The organism is Streptomyces kurssanovii, assembly GCF_040677245.1.
Lineage (GTDB): Bacteria > Actinomycetota > Actinomycetes > Streptomycetales > Streptomycetaceae > Streptomyces > Streptomyces kurssanovii.
This window is the reverse complement of sequence record NZ_JBFAQK010000013.1, coordinates 49,998-67,466: the sequence shown is the minus strand read 5'-3', so window position 1 is coordinate 67,466 and position 17,469 is coordinate 49,998. Positions and strand designations below refer to the sequence as shown.

The 17,469-nt window shown below is 72.2% G+C and carries 15 protein-coding genes and 1 pseudogene; 7 read left to right on the top strand and 9 right to left on the bottom strand.

Features of this window, described 5'->3' with window-relative positions; genetic code table 11:
• The first annotated feature begins 30 nt into the window (after positions 1-30).
• Positions 31-897 (top strand): GyrI-like domain-containing protein, encoded by an 867-nt coding sequence (locus AB0K36_RS12625; RefSeq protein WP_364592236.1) that lies wholly within the window; start codon positions 31-33, stop codon positions 895-897.
• A gap of 465 nt (positions 898-1,362) precedes the next feature.
• Here AB0K36_RS12625 and AB0K36_RS12620 read toward each other — a convergent pair whose 3' ends face one another.
• Complete coding sequence (locus AB0K36_RS12620; RefSeq protein ID WP_364592233.1) at positions 1,363-3,648, bottom strand: LuxR C-terminal-related transcriptional regulator; 2,286 nt, start codon at positions 3,646-3,648, stop codon at positions 1,363-1,365.
• Positions 3,649-4,007: 359 nt separating this feature from the next.
• On the opposite strand from AB0K36_RS12620, the gene AB0K36_RS12615 reads away from it, so the two are divergent.
• Positions 4,008-4,565 carry a hemerythrin domain-containing protein gene (locus AB0K36_RS12615; protein WP_364592230.1) on the top strand — a complete coding sequence of 186 codons (558 nt, stop codon included), beginning with the start codon at positions 4,008-4,010 and terminating at the stop codon, positions 4,563-4,565.
• A gap of 103 nt (positions 4,566-4,668) precedes the next feature.
• Positions 4,669-4,899, top strand: a complete 231-nt coding sequence (locus AB0K36_RS12610; RefSeq protein WP_364592227.1) for a hypothetical protein — start codon at positions 4,669-4,671, stop codon at positions 4,897-4,899.
• Between the two features lie 90 nt (positions 4,900-4,989).
• Here the strand turns inward: AB0K36_RS12610 and AB0K36_RS12605 are convergent, their stop codons facing one another.
• The 7 genes from AB0K36_RS12605 to rhaI form a co-directional block, all read right to left on the bottom strand.
• Positions 4,990-5,442, bottom strand: coding sequence for a YbhB/YbcL family Raf kinase inhibitor-like protein (locus AB0K36_RS12605; RefSeq protein WP_364592224.1), 453 nt, complete (start codon positions 5,440-5,442; stop codon positions 4,990-4,992).
• 81 nt (positions 5,443-5,523) lie between these two features.
• Complete coding sequence (locus AB0K36_RS12600) at positions 5,524-6,192, bottom strand: LutC/YkgG family protein (protein WP_364592221.1); 669 nt, start codon at positions 6,190-6,192, stop codon at positions 5,524-5,526.
• Positions 6,189-7,679, bottom strand: a complete 1,491-nt coding sequence (locus AB0K36_RS12595; protein WP_364592218.1) for a lactate utilization protein B — start codon at positions 7,677-7,679, stop codon at positions 6,189-6,191. Before AB0K36_RS12595 ends, AB0K36_RS12600 begins: the two co-directional genes overlap by 4 nt.
• Positions 7,676-8,431 carry a (Fe-S)-binding protein gene (locus AB0K36_RS12590; protein WP_364592215.1) on the bottom strand — a complete coding sequence of 252 codons (756 nt, stop codon included), beginning with the start codon at positions 8,429-8,431 and terminating at the stop codon, positions 7,676-7,678. The genes AB0K36_RS12595 and AB0K36_RS12590 overlap by 4 nt, the downstream gene beginning before the upstream one ends.
• Positions 8,432-8,528: 97 nt before the next feature.
• Entirely contained in the window at positions 8,529-9,998 is a 1,470-nt protein-coding gene (locus tag AB0K36_RS12585) for a rhamnulokinase (protein WP_364592212.1), read from the bottom strand.
• A 56-nt stretch (positions 9,999-10,054) separates the two neighbouring features.
• Positions 10,055-12,100 carry a bifunctional aldolase/short-chain dehydrogenase gene (locus AB0K36_RS12580; protein WP_364592209.1) on the bottom strand — a complete coding sequence of 682 codons (2,046 nt, stop codon included), beginning with the start codon at positions 12,098-12,100 and terminating at the stop codon, positions 10,055-10,057.
• A 55-nt stretch (positions 12,101-12,155) separates the two neighbouring features.
• Positions 12,156-13,316 carry an L-rhamnose isomerase gene (gene rhaI, locus AB0K36_RS12575; protein WP_364592206.1) on the bottom strand — a complete coding sequence of 387 codons (1,161 nt, stop codon included), beginning with the start codon at positions 13,314-13,316 and terminating at the stop codon, positions 12,156-12,158.
• Between the two features lie 338 nt (positions 13,317-13,654).
• Between rhaI and AB0K36_RS12570 the strand changes: the two genes are divergently transcribed.
• The 4 genes and pseudogenes from AB0K36_RS12570 to AB0K36_RS12555 all read left to right on the top strand — a co-directional run bounded on the left by AB0K36_RS12570 (position 13,655) and on the right by AB0K36_RS12555 (position 17,033).
• On the top strand, positions 13,655-13,975 hold the full coding sequence (locus AB0K36_RS12570) for an L-rhamnose mutarotase (RefSeq protein ID WP_364592203.1): 321 nt from the start codon (positions 13,655-13,657) through the stop codon (positions 13,973-13,975).
• 342 nt (positions 13,976-14,317) lie between these two features.
• Positions 14,318-15,340, top strand: coding sequence for a LacI family DNA-binding transcriptional regulator (locus AB0K36_RS12565; RefSeq protein ID WP_364592200.1), 1,023 nt, complete (start codon positions 14,318-14,320; stop codon positions 15,338-15,340).
• A gap of 80 nt (positions 15,341-15,420) precedes the next feature.
• Positions 15,421-15,549: pseudogene (locus tag AB0K36_RS12560) on the top strand (VOC family protein); the annotation flags it as partial.
• Positions 15,550-15,827: 278 nt separating this feature from the next.
• The gene (locus AB0K36_RS12555; protein ID WP_364592197.1) at positions 15,828-17,033 is read left to right on the top strand and encodes a cytochrome P450 family protein; all 1,206 of its coding nucleotides are present in this window, start codon (positions 15,828-15,830) and stop codon (positions 17,031-17,033) included.
• Between the two features lie 21 nt (positions 17,034-17,054).
• On the opposite strand, the gene AB0K36_RS12550 is transcribed toward AB0K36_RS12555, so the two are convergent.
• Positions 17,055-17,441 carry a DUF6223 family protein gene (locus AB0K36_RS12550; RefSeq protein WP_364592194.1) on the bottom strand — a complete coding sequence of 129 codons (387 nt, stop codon included), beginning with the start codon at positions 17,439-17,441 and terminating at the stop codon, positions 17,055-17,057.
• Positions 17,442-17,469 lie beyond the last annotated feature (28 nt).

Here is a 17,469-nt window from a genome sequence, read left to right as displayed (position 1 = left end):
CGTGAGTGTCGTCAAGGGAGGGAGGCCGGGGTGCTGGAGCGGCTGAACCAGGCCATGGAGCACATCGAGAGCCGTCTCGATCAGCAGATCGACGTGGCCGACCTGGCGCGCGTCGCGATGACGTCGGAGTACCACTTCCGCCGGCTGTTCTCCGCGCTCGCGGGGATGTCACTGTCGGAGTACGTCCGGCGCAGGCGGCTGACCGTCGCGGGGGCAGAGGTGCTCGCCGGCAGGCGGACGCTCCTGGAGATCGCGGTGCGCTACGGCTACGGCTCCGGGGAGGCGTTCGCGCGGGCGTTCCGCGCCGTGCACGGCGTCGGTCCGGGCGAGGCCCGGCGGACCGGTGCGGCTCTGCGGTCCCAGCAGCGGTTGTCCTTCCGTCTCACCGTCGAAGGGAGCGGCAGTATGCGGTACAGGGTTGTGGACAGGGAGGAGTTCCGCGTCGTCGGAATGAAGGCCCGTGTGCCTCTTGTCCATGAGGGGGTGAACCCGGCCATCGCCGAGTTCATCCGGGGCATCGACAAGGAGACGGTGCGGCGGCTCGCGGAGTTGTCCGACCAGGAGCCGAGGGGAATCGTCGCGGTGAGCGACGACCTCGACCCGAGCCGGGCCGAGGGGACGGAACTCGACTACTACCACGGCGTGGTGACCCGTGCCGAGGCGCCGGAGGGCACGGATGTCCTCGCCGTTCCGGCGGGGACGTGGGCCGTGTTCGAGAGCTCGGGCTCGTTCCCGCAGGCCCTGCAGTTCCTGTGGCGGGACGTGTTCACGCAGTGGTTCCCCTCGAACCCGTACCGGAGCAGGCCAGGGCCCGAGATCCTGCGGGTGAGCCTGTCGGCGGACGGGGCGCAGGCGGACGCGGAGCTGTGGATCCCCGTGGAGCGCGCCGCGCTCTGAGCGGGTCCGCCGGGGCCCGGAGCCGTTGCCGGGCCCCGGCGGCAGGACGCGGGGGTCGGCGCCGGGCCCGGCGGACAGTGGTCCCGGCTCCGCGGGTGGTGACGGTGGCCACCCGTGGCGCCTGCGGAACCGGACGGCCGTCCGCCGTGAATCAACGTGCGGCTGCCCCGCCGACGAGGGCAGCCACACGCTCGCCCGCACCGCGAGGAGGGGGTCGCGGCGCGGTACGCCCGTGCCTCGGCGGGCAGTTGGACGCGCCGGGTACCGGCGCCCCACTCGTGGCGCCGGCCTGCTGCCGGCTGTACGGGCGACGGACCGATCCTTCCGGACGACGCCGGCCCCGCGCATCCGCCGCCGGGCAAGATCCGTATGCGGAGACGGCGGGGAACACCGGGCCGGCATACGTACACAGCGCCTATGTACGCGGCGTGGAGCGCGGGGGGGGGACGTCCGCTCTCTCTGCCGCTACGGGTCCGGCACGGTGGGAATCTGGGCGCGCGAGGTGACGCCGAGCTTGGTGAGGATGTGCTCGACGTGTGTGTCCGCGGTCCGTTTGGAGATCACGAGCCGCTCGGCGACCTCCCGGTTGGACAGCCCCTGGGCCACCAGGGCGGCCACTTCCCGCTCCCGCGGTGTCAGGACGTCCGCCGCGGTTGCCGCGTTCCGCGCGCCGGGTACACGTCCCGCCGACGGAGGCACGTCCGTGCCGGCCTGCACGGCCCGCAGGATCTCGGTTCCCGACATGTGTGCCCCTACCGCGTGCCAGCGCTCGAACTCCTCGCTGCCCAGTGCCGCACGTACCGTTCTCTGCACGGCCTCCTGTTCCTCCGACAGCGACGGCAGCATCGTCACCGGGTCGCCGTTCAGGCGGCGCGCGCTCTCCGCGTACCCCAGCAGCCAGGCAGCCTGGGAGTGACGTTCCTGCTGAGCCGCGTGCCAGGCGAGACCGAGGCAGCACAGCGCGGCGACCAGTACGTCCCCGATCTCGCTCACGGCGTCCAGCGCCTTGCGCAGCGGGATCGCGCTCTCCTCGTGCCGCCCGGCCAGCCACAGGATCAGGCCCTGCACCACCAGCGTGGACGCGTAGAACTGCCGCTCTCCCGTGCCCTCGAGATGGCGCAGGCCGGCCTCGCACAGTCGCAGGGCGCCGTCCGCGTCCCCGAGGACGGCCCGTAACAGCGCTCCCTCGTAGTGGACGATGCTGATGCCGAGGGCGTCCCCGCTCGCGACGATCCGCCGCCGGCCCTCTTCCAGCGCGGCGAGTCCTTCTTCGACCTCGCCGCACAGCGCGCGCATCGCTCCGCGGTAGGGCGCGGCGAACAGCGCCACGCGTTCCTCGCCGCAGCGCCGCGCCAGTTCGTCCGCCTGCTCGAACCGCTCGGACGCCGCCATGAGGTCTCCGGTCCACACGGCGAACACCCCGGTCATGAACAGACCCCAGGCGCGCTCCGAGCATTCCTCGGTCACCAGGCCGAGGCCCTTGTCGATCCAGTACCTGCCCTCCGAGAGCATCCCGGCCGCGCGCCAGTACGGCGCGAGCTTCACCGCCAGCGACAGCCCTTGCGCGGCCCGGCCCTTGGTCGCGTACGCGTAGTGCAGGGCGGCGCGCAGGTCCGCGATCTCGGCCCGGACCTTCCGGTGGAGGCCGGCCTGGGCGTCGGTGATCAGTTCGTCCCACAGGCGCCGGCCCAGCTCGTGGTAGTGGGCGAGGTGTTCCTCCGCCACCCGGCAGGTGCCGCCGGAGGCGGTGAGCAGGTCGGCGGCGTACTCACGGATCGAGTCGAGCAACCGGTAGCGCTCTCCCTGCTCGCCGACGCGCTGCACCACGGACTTGTCGACGAGTCCGACGAGCGTCTCCAGCACGGCGTCGAACGGCAGTTCACCGCCGCCGCACACGCGCTCCGCCGCCGCCAGTTCGAAAGAGCCCGCGAACACGGACAGCCGTGCCCACAGGAGCCGCTCCGCCGGTGTGCACAGCTCGTACGACCAGCCGATGGCCGTGCGCAGTGTCTGGTGCCGGGTGAGCGCCGTGCGCCGGCCTCCGGTGAGCACCTCGAACCGGTGATCGAGCCGGGTCACCAGTTCCGCCAGTGGCACGGCCCGCAGTCGCACCGCCGCCAGTTCCAGTGCCAGCGGAATCCCGTCCAGCCGTCCGACGAGCGCCCGCAGTTGCTCCCGGTTGGAGTCGGTGGCCGTGAATCCCGGGACGACCGCCGCCGAGCGCTGGACGAACAGTTCCAGCGCGTCGTCGGCGGCGAGCGGCGCGATCGGCACGGTGTGTTCGCCCGGTACGTCGAGGGGCTGGCGGCTGGTCGCGAGGACCGACACGTCCGCCGCCTCGCGCAGCAGGGTGTCGCTGAGCATCGCGCAGGCGTCGACCAGGTGCTCGCAGGTGTCGAGCACCAGGAGCAGCCTCCGTCCCTGGAGGTGGGCGACGACGGCGGCGAGCGATTCCATGCCCGACTGTTCGGGCAGCTCGAGCACCGCGGCGAGCATCGCGGGGATGAGTTCCGGATCGTTCAGCGCCGAGAGTTCGACCAGCCATACACCGTCGGGGAACCGCTCCCTCATCCCGCCCGCCGCGCGCAGCGCCGTACGGCTCTTCCCGACGCCGGCCGGTCCTACCAGTGTGACCAGCCGTGACTGCCCGATGGTCCGCCGGACCAGGGCGATCTCCCCGGTTCTGCCGACGAAACTGGTGCGCTCCAGGGGCAGTTGCCCACCATGAAGCTGCCCGAAGCCGAAACCCATACCGCCCCCGTGATCAAAGCTGCCGCCCGTGAAGTCGGCGCGGCCCACCTCAGGGTATGCATTCCGCTTCGGAGCGTTGCCAGGGTCGGGAGGTCGCCTCCCGGGCGATACCGGGGCATGTCGCGCGGGAGGCGCAGGTGGACGGTCGGACTCGCAAATGGTTCCTGTGGGTGACCGGGCGTGTCGCGCTTCCCGGCGGTCCCCGGGCAGGGGCGGGCGGCGCGGCCGCTCGGACGACGATGTCGCCCGAATTGCCCTGCTTCACCGGTCGCGTGCGTGTCGGCCAGGACTATGGGTACTCGCGCTGCCACGGTGAACCGATCTGCTCGGCTCCGGCCGAGGATCAAGAAGGGACCGGCATGGGACACGGCGGGAACGTCATCGAGGAACTCACGGCGGACCACCGAGAGGTGGACGCGCTGTTCGCCCGGATCGAGATGCAGCCGGTCGCGGACGCGCGCCGCCGGGAGCTCGTGGACGAGCTGACGGTGGAACTGGTGCGGCACGCCGTTGCCGAGGAGGAGTACCTGTATCCGGCAGTGCGCCGCCACGTCGACGGGGGTGACGGTCTCGCCGACAAGGAGATCGAGGACCATGCCGGCGTCGAGCGGATGCTGAAGGAGCTCGAGGGCCTCGAACCCGACCACATCGATTTCAACCATCTGGTCGCGAAGCTGAAGCTCGAGGTCGCCGAGCATGTGCGGGACGAGGAGAACCGGCTCTTCCCGCTCCTGGCGGACGCCTGCACTCCTGAAACGCTGGCCGACCTGGGCGAGAAGATCCGACGGGCGAAGAAGACCGCGCCGACCCGGCCTCATCCCGCCGCTCCGGACACGCCTCCCGCGAACAGGATCCTCGCCCCCGGGGCCGGTCTGGTGGACCGGGCCCGTGACCTGATCACCGGCCGTCACCACTGAGACCGGCCCCGGTCGCACCGCCTTCTCCCGTCTCTCCGACCGCCGCACGAACCGCACAACCACATTCACCACGTGAATCGCACAAGGAAGGGAACCGAACACCATGAGCACCAGCGAGACCGGCGAGATCACCGGCACGAAGGACAAGCACTACAACCTGATCTGGTACGTCGAGGCGTGCCTGAACAACGCGCTGCGGATGGAGACCTACATCAAGGACGCGGAACGCGACAACGACACCGAGATCGTCCAGCTGTTCCGCAAGGCGCAGGCCGACAGCCGCAAGGGGGCCGAGCTCGGCAAGGAGCTGCTGCGTTCGCGCCTCGGCACCTGAGCCGGTCCAGGCACCTCTGCCGGCCGCGCACGCCGCAGGACCGGTCCCCGTCGTCGGGGACCGGTCCTGCGGTGTACGGCGCCGTTCCGGTCAGCGCTGGTAGAGGCCGACGATCGTGCCGCTGGCCAGTTGTGTCTTGTCCACGGCACGGTGGACGTCGTCGGCGGTGGCCTTGTCGGGGAGTGTCACGGGCTCGGGGAGGGCGTAGAGGCGGAAGAAGTACCGGTGTGCCTCGTCGCCCACGGGTGGTTGCGGTCCGCCCCAGCCGGTGTCCCCGAATCCGTTGGTCCGGGGCGTGCCGCCCGGGGGTGTTTCGCCGGCTTCCACGGATCCGTCGGCCGGGTCGATGCCGGTGACGAGCCAGTGGACGAAGGTGCCGGAGGGTGCGTCGGGGTCCTCGCAGAGCAGGAGCAGATCCGCCGTGCCGTCGGGCACGCCGGACCAGGTCAGGGGTGGGGAGATGTTGTCGCCGTCCCGTGCGTAACGTCGCGGGACGAGTGCGTGGTCGTTGAATGCTGCTGTGTGCAGTTCGATCCCAGCCATGCCTCAGCGGTATCCCCCGGCTGCGCCCTCCGCCACCTCTGGGGCCCAAGTGGCGGAGGCGCTCGCCGGCGGCAGGACCTGTCAGCCGTGGTCCAAAGGCGTCGGCTGCTCGTCCACGAGCAGGACCTCGAGAGTGCGCGGACCGTGGACGCCCTCGACCCGGTCCAGTTCGATGTCGCTGGTGGCCGACGGGCCGGAGATCCAGGTCAGGGGGCGTGCCGGGTCGAGGCGTTCCAGCGCCTGGGGCACGGAGGAGACGACCTGGCCGGGGACGCGGACGACGCAGATGTGGTGGTCGGGCACGAGGGTGATGCGGCGGCGGCCCTGGCCGGGTCCGCCGTCCAGGACGATCGTGCCGGTCTCTGCGACGGCGACCGCGCAGCCGGTGATCACGCTGTCGGCCCGGTCCAGGTCGTACGCGGTGCTCGACAGGCTGTCCGGGACGCGGTCGGCGGTGACGTCGGCCGACCAGTCGGGCGGCAGGCCGGCCGGCACGAGGACCGTCCGCGCTCCCCGGGCGGACAGCAGCCGCGCCACTGTGCCGGCCACCTCCGGGCCGGTGCACCGGTGGACGACGGCCCGGTAGTCCGCCAGGTTCTCCGCGAGCAGGGCGACGGTCTGCCCGACGGTGCGTTCGCCGTGCTCGCGCAGGTAGGTGCGCTCGACGGCCTGTGCGTACGGCGCCGGGTCGTCCGCCAGGTCGGCCAGGGCGTGCCGCACCCGGCCGAGGATCAGGTCTCTGCTGCTCAACGGCTTCCGCCCCTTTCGTCGCGTGTTCCGCCGTTCGTGCGTTTCCACCAGTCTCCGAACGACTCGGGCGGCACCGCCGGCAGGTCGCGGGTCGCGGTCCACGCCTTGCCGGGGCCGGGGAGCCGGCTGGGGTGGAAGCGCCGGGTGCGGGACGCCAGTCGCTGGCCGGCACGCACCGCGCCGGGGTGGGTGAGGGCCCATCGCGTGGCGCGCATGGCGGCGCGCTCGGCGGCGTGGCCCCGGGCCGGCTTCAGGACGACCTTGGTGCCCGCCCGGGTCACCTGACCGCCCTGGGCGACCCGTTCCCGCAGGTGTACGAGCACTTCAGGGATGTCGATGGCGACCGGGCACACCTCGTAGCAGGCGCCGCACAGTGTCGACGCGTAGGGCAGTGACGCGTCGATGTCGCTGTCCGTGCCGCGCAGTTGGGGGCTGAGGATCGCGCCGATCGGGCCGGGGTACACCGAGCCGTAAGCATGCCCGCCGGCGCGCTCGTAGACGGGGCAGACGTTGAGGCACGCGGAGCAGCGGATGCAGCGCAGCGCCTGGCGGCCGACGGCGTCGGCGAGCGTGTCGGTGCGCCCGTTGTCGAGGAGTACGAGGTGGAAGGCGCGTGGTCCGTCGCCGTCGGTGGTGCCGGTCCACATGCTGGTGTACGGGTTCATGCGCTCCGCGGTCGAGGAGCGGGGCAGCGTCTGGAGGAAGACCTCCAGGTCGCGCCAGGTGGGGACGGTCTTCTCGATCCCGACGACGGAGATCAGTGTCTCCGGCAGGGTCAGGCACATGCGTCCGTTGCCCTCGGACTCGACGACGACGAGGGTTCCGGTCTCCGCGACCATGAAGTTGGCGCCGGAGATGCCGACCTTCGCGCGGAGGAACTTCTCGCGCAGATGCAGCCGTGCGGCCTCCGCCAGCTCGGCGGGTGTGTCGGTGAGATCGTCGGGGGCGGGGCGGCCCCATCGGGTCATCTCGGCGCGGAAGATGTCGCGGATCTCGCCACGGTTGCGGTGGATCGCCGGGACCAGGATGTGGGAGGGCCTGTCGTCGCCGAGCTGCACGATCAGTTCGGCCAGGTCGGTCTCGTAGGCGCGGACGCCGGCCGCCTCGAGTGCCTCGTTGAGGCCGATCTCCTGGGTGGCCATGGACTTGACCTTGACGACCTCCGTCTCGCCGGTGGCCTTCACCAGGCCGGTGACGATGCGGTTGGCCTCGTCGGCGTCGGCTGCCCAGTGGACGGTGCCGCCGGCGGCGGTGACGGCGTCCTCCAACTGCCCGAGATACCGGTCGAGGTGACGGAGCGTATGGTCCTTGATCTGCTTGCCGGCCTCGCGCAGGGCCGCCCAGTCCGACAACTCGGCGACGGCGTCGGCCCGTTTGCGGCGGATCGTGGTCGTGGCGTGCCGCAGGTTGGCGCGCAGCGTGGCGTTGTGTACGGCGCCGCGCGCCGCTTCGGGGAACGCGGGCATCCCGACGAACGTGCCGCTCATGCCGAAGGCTCCTCTCGTGTGCTCGCCAGGATCTCGGCGATGTGGACCGGGCGCATGCCGACGCGTAGCCGGGACATCGTCCCCGAGAGGTGCATGAGGCACGAGTTGTCCGCCGCGCACAGCACGGAGGCGCCGGTCGATGCCGCGTTCATGACCTTGTCGGTGCCCATCGCGGCCGACACGTCGGCGTTCTTGACCGCGAACGTGCCGCCGAAGCCGCAGCACTCCTCCGCCCCGGGCAGCTCGGCCAGCTCGAGGCCGCCGACCGCTTCCAGGAGACGCCGGGGCCGGTCACCGAGCCCCAGACCGCGCAGTCCGTGACACGTCGGGTGGTAGGTGACCGTGTGCGGGTAGTGGGCGCCCACGTCCGTGACGCCCAGGACGTCCACCAAGAACTCGGTGAGTTCGTACGTCTTCGGCACCACGGGCGCGAGTGTGCGGGCCAGCGTGTCGCCGCGGCCCTCCGCCCGGGCCCGCTCACCCATCCGCGGATACAGCTCGCGCACCATCGCCGCGCAGGACCCCGACGGTGTGACGATCGCGTCGTAGGCGCCGAAGACATCGGCGAAGTGCCGGGCCAGTGGCTCCGCCTCGTGCCGGTAGCCGGTGTTGTAGTGCGCCTGGCCGCAGCAGGTCTGGCCGAGGGGGTGGTCGACGTCGACACCCAGCCGGGTCAGGAGCCGCACCACGGCCCGGCCGGTCTCCGGATAGAGCGTGTCGTTGACACAGGTGATGAACAGGGCGACACGCAATGCGGCTCCTTCGTCGGCAGGCGGGACACGGGACGGGCCGTGCTCTGCCCGGCCGGCCCCGGCGCGACGGTCGTCGGCGGCGCCGTCGGCCGGACCATCATCTCCGGACGGCCCGTTCGGCGGCGGCGTCCCATGCGGCACGGTCGCCCGACGGCTCGTAGCGGGTCAAGTGCTGGGTGCGGGCGAGCAGACTCCGCATCTCGTCGCGGTCGCCGATCAGACCGTGGGCGCGGGCCTGGACGAGGATGTTGCCGAGCGCCGCCGCTTCGGCGGGGCCGGCCACCACCGGCAGCCCGCAGGCGTCCGCGGTCAGCCGGCACAGCAGTGCGTTGCGCGCTCCGCCGCCGACGACATGGACGACGTCGACCGGGTGGCCGGCGAGCCGCTGGGCGTCCTCGACCGCCCGGCGGTGTGCCAGCGCGAGGGAGTCGAGGATGCAGCGGGTGGTCTCGGCGGGCGTGCGCGGCGCCGGCTGCCTGGAGGTTCGGCAGGCCTCCGCGATGCGCTGCGGCATCCGGCCGGGTGCGAGGAACGCCGGGTCGGAGGCGTCCACCACGGACGCCGGGCCGGGGATCGCGGCGGCGGCGTCGAGCAGCGGCGTCAGCTCCGGGTCGCCCCACTCCCGCAGGCACTCCTGGAGCAGCCACAGGCCCATGATGTTGCGCAGGTAGCGGACGGTGCCGTCGATGCCCAGCTCATTGGTGAAGGCGGCCCGGCGACCCGCCTCCGTCAGCACCGGCGAGTCGAGTTCGAGGCCGGCCAGCGACCACGTACCGGTGCAGATGTAGGCGAAGCGTTCGCCGGCGGCCGCCGGTACGGCGGCGACCGCCGACGCCGTGTCGTGGGAGGCGACGGTGGTGACGGGCACCGGGCCGTTCAGCCGGGTCTCCTCGAGGACGTGCGGCAGCAGCGTGCCGGCCGGATCGCCCGGCCGTCGCAGCGGCGGGAACAGCGCGACGTCGATGCCAATGCTCTCGGCGACAGGGCGGGCCCAGTCGCCGGTACGCGGGTCGAGGAGCTGGGTCGTGGAGGCGTTGGTGAGCTCCGTGCCCTGCTCCCCGGTCAGCCAGTAGGCGATCAGGTCGGGGATCAGCAGCAGGCGGCGGGCCGCGGCGAGCTGCGCCGTGCCCCGGGCCGCCACGAGTTGGTACAGCGTGTTGAACGGCGCGTGCTGGATGCCGGTCGCCGCGTACAGCCGGTCGGCCGGCAGGTCGGCCCACACCTTCTCGGGGACGCCTTCGGTGCGGGCGTCGCGGTAGTGCACCGGATTGCCGAGCAGTCGTCCGTCCGCGTCGAGCAGGCCGTGGTCGACGGCCCAGCTGTCGATGCCGACCGACTCCAGCCGTCCGCCGGCGGCTTCTCCGGCCGCACGCAGACCGTCCAGGACGCCGGCGTACAGGGCGAGGACGTCCCAGTGGAGCGTGGTGCCGGCGCGGACGGGCCGGTTGGGGAACCGGTGTGCTTCGGTGAGTTCGAGGGTTCCGCGGCCGAGGCGGCCGACCATGACGCGTCCGCTGGACGCGCCGAGGTCGACCGCCGCGAAGGACTTCGCCGGTCCGCTCGTCATGGGAGGGCGGCGGCTCGTCGCGGGAAGGCGGCGGTCCGTCGCGGAAGGGCGGCGGTTCATCGCAGGAAGGCGGCGGCGACGCCGGCGTCGACGGGGATGTGCAGTCCGGTGGTGTGGGTCAGGTCGCCGCCGGTGAGGGCGAAGACCGCGGCCGCCACGTGCTCGGGCAGCACCTCGCGCTTGAGGATGGTGCGCCGGGCGTAGAACTCGCCGAGCTCGTCCTCCTCGATGCCGTAGGTGGCGGCCCGCTGGGCGCCCCACCCGCCGGCGAAGATGCCGGAACCGCGCACCACTCCGTCGGGGTTGACGCCGTTGACGCGGATGCCGTGCTCGCCGAGTTCGGCGGCGAGCAGCCGTACCTGGTGGGCCTGGTCGGCCTTGGTGGCGGAGTAGGCGATGTTGTTCGGCCCGGCGAACACGGCGTTCTTGGAAGCGATGTAGACGATGTCGCCGCCCAGTTGCTGGGCCGTCATCACGCGGGCTGCCTCACGGGAGACCAGGAAGGAGCCGCGGGCCATGATGTCGTGCTGGAGGTCCCAGTCCCGCGCCGTGGTCTCGAGCAGCGGCTTGGAGATGGAGATCCCGGCGTTGTTGACGACCAGGTCCACCCCGCAGAAGGCGAGCAGCGCTTCCTGGAACGCGGCGGTGATCTGCGCCTCGTCGGTGACGTCGACGGTGACGGCGACGGCCCGGTCCGGTCCGCCCAGCTCCTCTGCGACGGCGACCGCGTTGCCGGCGTTCAGGTCGGCGACGACGACGCAGGCGCCTTCGGCGACGAGCCGCCGGGCGATGGCCCTGCCGATGCCGGAGCCGGCTCCCGTGACGAGCGCGACGCGGGTGGCGAGGGGTTGGGGCTCGGGCATCCGCCGCAGCTTGGCCTCCTCCAACTCCCAGTACTCGATGCGGAACTTCTCCGACTCGTCGATGGGGGCGTATCGGGAGACGGCCTCGGCGCCGCGCATCACGTTGATGGCGTTGACGTAGAACTCGCCGGCCACGCGGGCGGTCTGCTTGTCCTTGCCGAACGAGAACATGCCCACACCGGGGATCAGCACGATCGCCGGGTCCGCCCCGCGCATCCGCGGCGAGTCGGGCCCGGCGTGACGCTCGTAGTAGGCCCGGTACTCCACGCGGTAGGCGGTGTGCAGTTCCTTCAGGCGCGCGACGCTGTCGTCCAGGGACGCGGTCGCGGGCAGGTCCAGGACCAGCGGGCGCACCTTGGTGCGCAGGAAGTGGTCCGGGCAGGACGTGCCGAGGGCCGCGAGCCTGCCGTGCTCGGCCCGGGAGACGAAGTCGAGCACGACCTCGCTGTCGTCGAAGTGCCCCACCTGGGGCCGGTCGGCCGACGCCAGGGCGCGCACGTGCGGGGCCAGGGCCGCGGCCCGTTCCCGCCGTCGCGGCTCCGGCAGCGGCTCGTAGCCGTCCAGTACCGGACCGAAGGGGTCGGGGCGGCCGCGTTCGGCGAGGAACACCTCCGCGGTGCGGATGATGTGCAGCGAATTGCGCTCGCACTCCTCGGAGGTGTCGCCCCAGGCGGTGATGCCGTGGCCGCCGAGGACGCAGCCGACGGCCTGCGGGTTGGCCTCTTTCACGGCGGCGATGTCGAGGCCGAGCTGGAAACCCGGCCGCCGCCACGGCACCCACACCACGCTGTCGCCGAAGCACTCGGCGGTCAGCTTCTCCCCGTCCGCCGCGCACGCCAGCGCGATGCCCGAGTCCGGGTGCAGATGGTCGACATGGGCGGCGTCGACGAGGCCGTGCATGGCGGTGTCGATGGACGGGGCGGCCCCTCCCCCGCCGTGGAGGCAGTAGTCGAACGCGGCGACCATCTCGTCCTCGCGCTCCACACCCGGATACCGGGCGGCGAGGGCACGCAGCCGGTCCAGCCGCAGCACGGCGAGGCCGGACGCGGCGAGCGTGCCGAGGTCTCCGCCGGAGCCCTTGACCCACATCAGTTCCGTGTCCGCGCCGGTCACCGGGTCCGTGGCGACGCCCTTGGCGGAGGTGTTGCCGCCCGCGTAGTTGGTGTTGCGCGGGTCGGAGCCGAGCCGGTGGGAGCGTGCGACAAGAGCCTTGGCCGCGGGGTGGGGCGAGGAGGCCATGTGTGTGTCCTTCGAGGTGGGTGCGTACGGGGATGACCTGCCGGGGCGGTTGTCTTCAGGCGCCCCAGCCCGCCTGCTGTCCGCCGACCCGCTCCTCGGTGATCCGCTGCTGCCAGCCCGAGCGGTGGTAGGCGGCGACCGGGTCCGGGTCGAGGCCCGTCTCCTCGCGCAGTTCGGCGAGCAGCGGCCGGACGTCGGTGTTGTAGGCGTCCATCAGCACGGCGTTCGCGGCGAGCACGTCGCCGGCGCGCTGGGCGGCGGACAGGGCGTCACCGTCGACGAGGAGGGCCTTCGCGGTGGCCTCCTGGACGTTCATCACCGAGCGGATGACGGCGGGGATCTTCTGCTCGATGTTGTGGCACTGGTCGAGCATGAACGCCACGTCGGGCGTCAGCCCGCCGCCCCGGACGACCTCGTACATGATCCGGAACAGCTGGAACGGGTCGGCGGCGCCGGCCATGAGGTCGTCGTCGGCGTAGAAGCGGGAGTTGAAGTCGAAGCCGCCGAGCTTCCCCTCGCGCAGCAGCAGCGCCACGATGAATTCGATGTTGGTGCCGGGTGCGTGGTGACCGGTGTCCACGACGACCTGTGCCTTGGGGCCGAGCCTCAGGCAGTGGGCGTAGGCCGTGCCCCAGTCCGGCACGTCGGTGGTGTAGAAGGCCGGCTCGAAGAGCTTGTACTCCAGGAGCATCCGCTGCTTCTCACCGAGCCGCTCGTACACGGTGCCGAGTGCTTCGGCGAGGCGGTCCTGACGCGCCCGGATGTCGTCCTGGCCGGGGTAGTTGGTGCCGTCGGAGAACCACAGTTTCAGGTCGCGCGAGCCGGTTGCGTCCATGATGTCGACGCATTCCAGCAGATGGTCCAGGGCCTTGCGCCGCACCGCGCGGTCGGGGTGGCAGACACTGCCGAGTCTGTAGTCGTCGTCCTGGAAGACGTTCGAGTTGATCGTGCCCAGCCGCAGGCCGCGCTCGGCCGCGTACTTCGCCAGAGCCGCGTAGTCGTCGACCCGGTCCCAGGGGATGTGCAGGGCGACGGTGGGCGCGACGCCCGTGCGGGCGTGCACCTGGGCGGCGTCGTCCAGCTTCTCGTACGGGGTGCGTGGGACGCCGGGCTGGGCGAACACCTTGAAGCGGGTGCCCGAGTTCCCGTACGCCCATGACGGCGTCTCTACGGTCTGGGCCTGCAGGGCTGCTTTCGCGGCGGCGCGGTCGGTCACGTGGGCTCCTACGGCATCGGGGCCCGGCGTGGTGCCCATGGACCCAGTGCGGTGCGTGCTCGGACGAGGGGAGGTGAAACGATTCAAGAGGACGCTAAGTGTGTGGGCCCGGGGACGTCAACCCCCGTCGGGGCGGACACCCGCCAGGCGCTTGGGAGTCGCCGATGGACCGACGTTCCGACAGTGTTGCCATTGACGTGAAATCGCTGCGACGCTTAATCTCCCGACCACCTTCAGTGAAACCTTTCACCGCACATCCGGGGTACGTCCCGGGCGCCGCCGGGGATCACGGAGGAGAACATGCCGACCGGTACACTCCGACCCTCGGGACGGCCCCCATGCAGCGCGTCTGCTTCCTGCTCAAGGTCCGCGAGGACCGGCTCACCGAATACCGGGAGCGCCACGCGACCGTGTGGCCCGAGATGCTCCACGCCCTCTCCGCTAGCGGCTGGCGCAACTACTCGCTCTTCCTGAGGGACGACGGTCTGCTCGTCGGCTACCTGGAGACCGACGACTTCGACGCGGCCAGAGCCGCGATGGAGGCGACCGGCGTCAACGCCCGCTGGCAGGCCGAGATGGCCGACTGCTTCGAGGCCCTGGACGGACAGCGGCCCGACGAGGCCATGAAACCCCTCACGGAGGTGTTCCACCTGGCCTGAAGCGACCACCGGCTCCGCCCCGACAGCGGGCCGGCGCGGCGCCGTGCCGGCGTGGCGTCGGGCCGCCCCCGCAGTGGGCCGGCGTGGCGTCGGGCCGGCGCGGCCTCCGCCGGGGCAGGGCCGTCTCGCCGGACGGCACGCCACCGCGGTCGTGCGCCGCGGCTCCGTCTCGACAACGACGTGGCCCCATGCCGGCGCGGTGGCCGGCTCCGGCAGGGCACCGCTCGACCGGACGACACGCCACCGCGGTCACGCGCCGCCGACGGCACCGGCGGCCCGCGGGGCGGCCGTGGGTAATCTGAGGCCTGCCTTTGCTCTTCCTACCCTGGAGGTCTTGACCCGATGGCCCGCTCGGTGGGTATCAAGGACATCGCCCGCGCCGCCGGCGTGTCCGTGGGCACGGTCTCCAACGTGATCAACCGCCCGACCACGGTCTCGGCCCCCACCCGCGCCCGGGTGGAGGCCGAGATCAGCCGTCTCGGGTACGTCCGCAGCGAATCGGCCCGCCAACTGAGGGCCGGCCACAGCCGCATGATGGGGCTGCTCGTCCTCGACATGGGCAACCCGTTCTTCGCGGACATCGCACGCGGCGCGCAGCAGGCCGCCCGCGGCTCGGGGCTCGGCGTCATGATCTGCGACAGCGCTCAGAGCCCGGCGGACGAGGCCGAGTACCTGGCGCTGTTCGCCGAGCAGCGCGTCCGCGGGGTTCTCGTGACTCCCGCGGACGCCACCGGCGGGACCATCAGGACCTTCCGCCGTCACAAGATCCCCTTCGTGCTGGTCGACCGGGTCGCCGAGGGCAACGCCGAATGCTCCGTGTCCGTGGACGACGTGACCGGCGGCGCTCTCGCCGTCCGCCACCTCGTCGAGTCCGGCCACCGCTCCCTCGCCTACGTCAGCGGGCCGCCCGGCCTCAGCCAGATCCGCGACCGCCGCACCGGTGCGCTGCAGGCCCTCGCCGAGGCCGGCCTGCCGCCGGGGGCGATGCGGGAACTGCCCACCGACCGCCTCGACGTCGCCGCCGGCCGCGATGCCGGAGCCCGCCTCCTGGGCATGACGGACCGGCCCACCGCCGTCTTCTGCGCCAACGACCTGCTCGCTCTCGGCGTGCTCCAGGCGGTCTTCGCGGCGGGCGTACGCGTCCCCGAGGACCTCGCGATCGTCGGCTACGACGACATCGAGTTCGCGGCGGCCGCGGCCGTGCCCCTGACCTCGGTGCGCCAGCCGGCCCGCACCATGGGCACCCTGGCCGCCCAACTCCTGCTGGAGGAGATAGAGACGGCCGACGGCGGCGACCACGAACACCGCCGTGTGGTGCTGGAACCGGAGCTGGTCGTTCGGCGCTCGAGCCTGCCGCCCCGCTGAGATCGCGACCGGGGACGGGAACGCGCCGTGGCGGGCGCGGCAGTCGGACCGGCTCTCGGCCGTGCTGCCCCCGGAACGAGAAGGCAGTGGCGGTGGCCCGGCTACGAGCCCTCGGCGCCACCGACCTCGACCTCGGCCGGGGCGACGTCCCGTGGACGTGCCCGGCCGACCCGGCGGGCCTCGAGTTCCGCGTCCTCGCCCCGTCCTGACGCGGAGCCTTGGCCACACCCCGACACGGTGTGTGCTCATGCGCCATGACCCCCGTGACAGGGCCGCTCCCGTTCGGTCCTGGCGGCGAGAGCTCGCGTCGACGCGGAACCGGTGCACGCGGGCCGCACGTCGACCGGGCCGGTGGGGCGCCGCGACCGGCGCCGGCCGCGGCGCTCGCCTCATCGCACGCAGGGGCGGATTCATTGACCGAAACCCGATGTCCGTCCGCCCTCCGTTCGCGCTAGCGTGCGATTCGACTCGTGAACTGGGGGAATACATGGCGGCCACGCCCATCGTCGATCTGCGGGACTTCGGCCCGGACTTCGTCCGCGATCCTTATCCGGTCTATGCCCGGCTCCGGGCCGAGGCGCCCGTGCACCGGGTGCTCGACCCCGACGGCGAGGAGATCTGGCTCGTCCTCGGCCATGACACCGCTCGCGCCGCCTTCACGGATCCGCGGCTGAGCCGGGACTGGGTCAAGTCCGGCGACGTCAGCCAGATCATCAACACCGGCCAGGACCAGCCTGCCCTCGCGCACATGCTGATGTCGGACCCGCCGGACCACACCCGGTTGCGGCGGCTGGTGACGAAGGGCTTCACCCCGCGCCGCATCGACGCGCTGGCGCCGCGCATCCAGCAGGTCACGGACGAGTTGCTCGACGCCATGCTGGCCGAACCGTCGCGACGGGCGGATCTGATCGCGGCCTTCGCCTTCCCGCTGCCCATGACCGTCATCTGCGACCTGCTCGGTGTGCCCGAGCTCGACCGGGACGCCTTCCGGCGCTGGTCCAACGAGATGGTGGCGCGCACCAGTCCGGAGGCGGAGGCGCTCGCCTACGAGGAGATGCCCGCCTATCTGGCGGAGTTGATCGCCGCCAAGCGGGCGCGTCCCGGCGAGGACCTGCTCAGCGCGCTGATCCACGCGGCGGACGCCGACGGGGACCGGCTGTCGCCCGAAGAGCTCATCGGCATGTCCGTCCTGCTGCTCATCGCCGGGCACGAGACGACGGTCAATCTGATCGGCAACGGCATGCGGGCCCTGTTCTCGCATCCCGATCAACTGGCCGCGTTGCGGGACGACTTCGGGCTGCTCGACGGAGCGATCGAGGAGATGCTCCGCTACGACGGTCCGGTGGAGACCTGTACGGACCGCCTCGCGCTGGAGGATGTCGAGATCGGCGGGGTGACCATTCCCGCCGGCTCCACCGTCCTGATCACCATGGCGGACGCCGACCGCGATCCCGAGCGCTTCAAGGACCCCGACCGGTTCGACATCCGCCGGGACGCCCGCGGTCACATCGCCTTCGGTCACGGTCTGCACTACTGCCTGGGTGCGCCGCTCGCGCGGCTCGAGGGCCGGATCGCGTTCCGCACACTGCTCGAACGCTGCCCGGACCTGGCGCAGGACGCGGACGAGGCGGACCTGCCGTGGATGCCGGGCCTGCTGATCAGAGGCGTGCGCAGGCTGCCCGTGCGTTGGTGACCGGCGGCGGGCCGGCCCCGGTCAGCCGGTGCGGCGGAGGCGAGCCAGGGCCAGCCCTCCGAGGACCACACCGAACAGTCCCACCACCAGCGCCACGACACCGCCGCCCAGCCCGTTGCCGGTGCCGAGACCACCCTCGGCGGTGGCCACGACCACTCCGCCGAGGGCCATGCTGATCAGGCCCGCCCCCAGTGCCACGACGGCCCTGCTCCGCCCGGTGCCGGCGAGGCCGGCGAAGCGACCGGCGGGCCGGGCCGACGCCAGCCCGCCGGCGGCCACGCCGATCAGCCCCAGCAACGCGGCCACGGCGGCCACGAGGCGCCCGGAGCTCATGGCGTAGGCATCGGCGGCGGCCGGGACGGAGAGGTGCGCGACCACTGGTGCGGCAAGCACGGACGGAACCGACATGAGGTGCTCCTTCTGCTGATACGGCTCG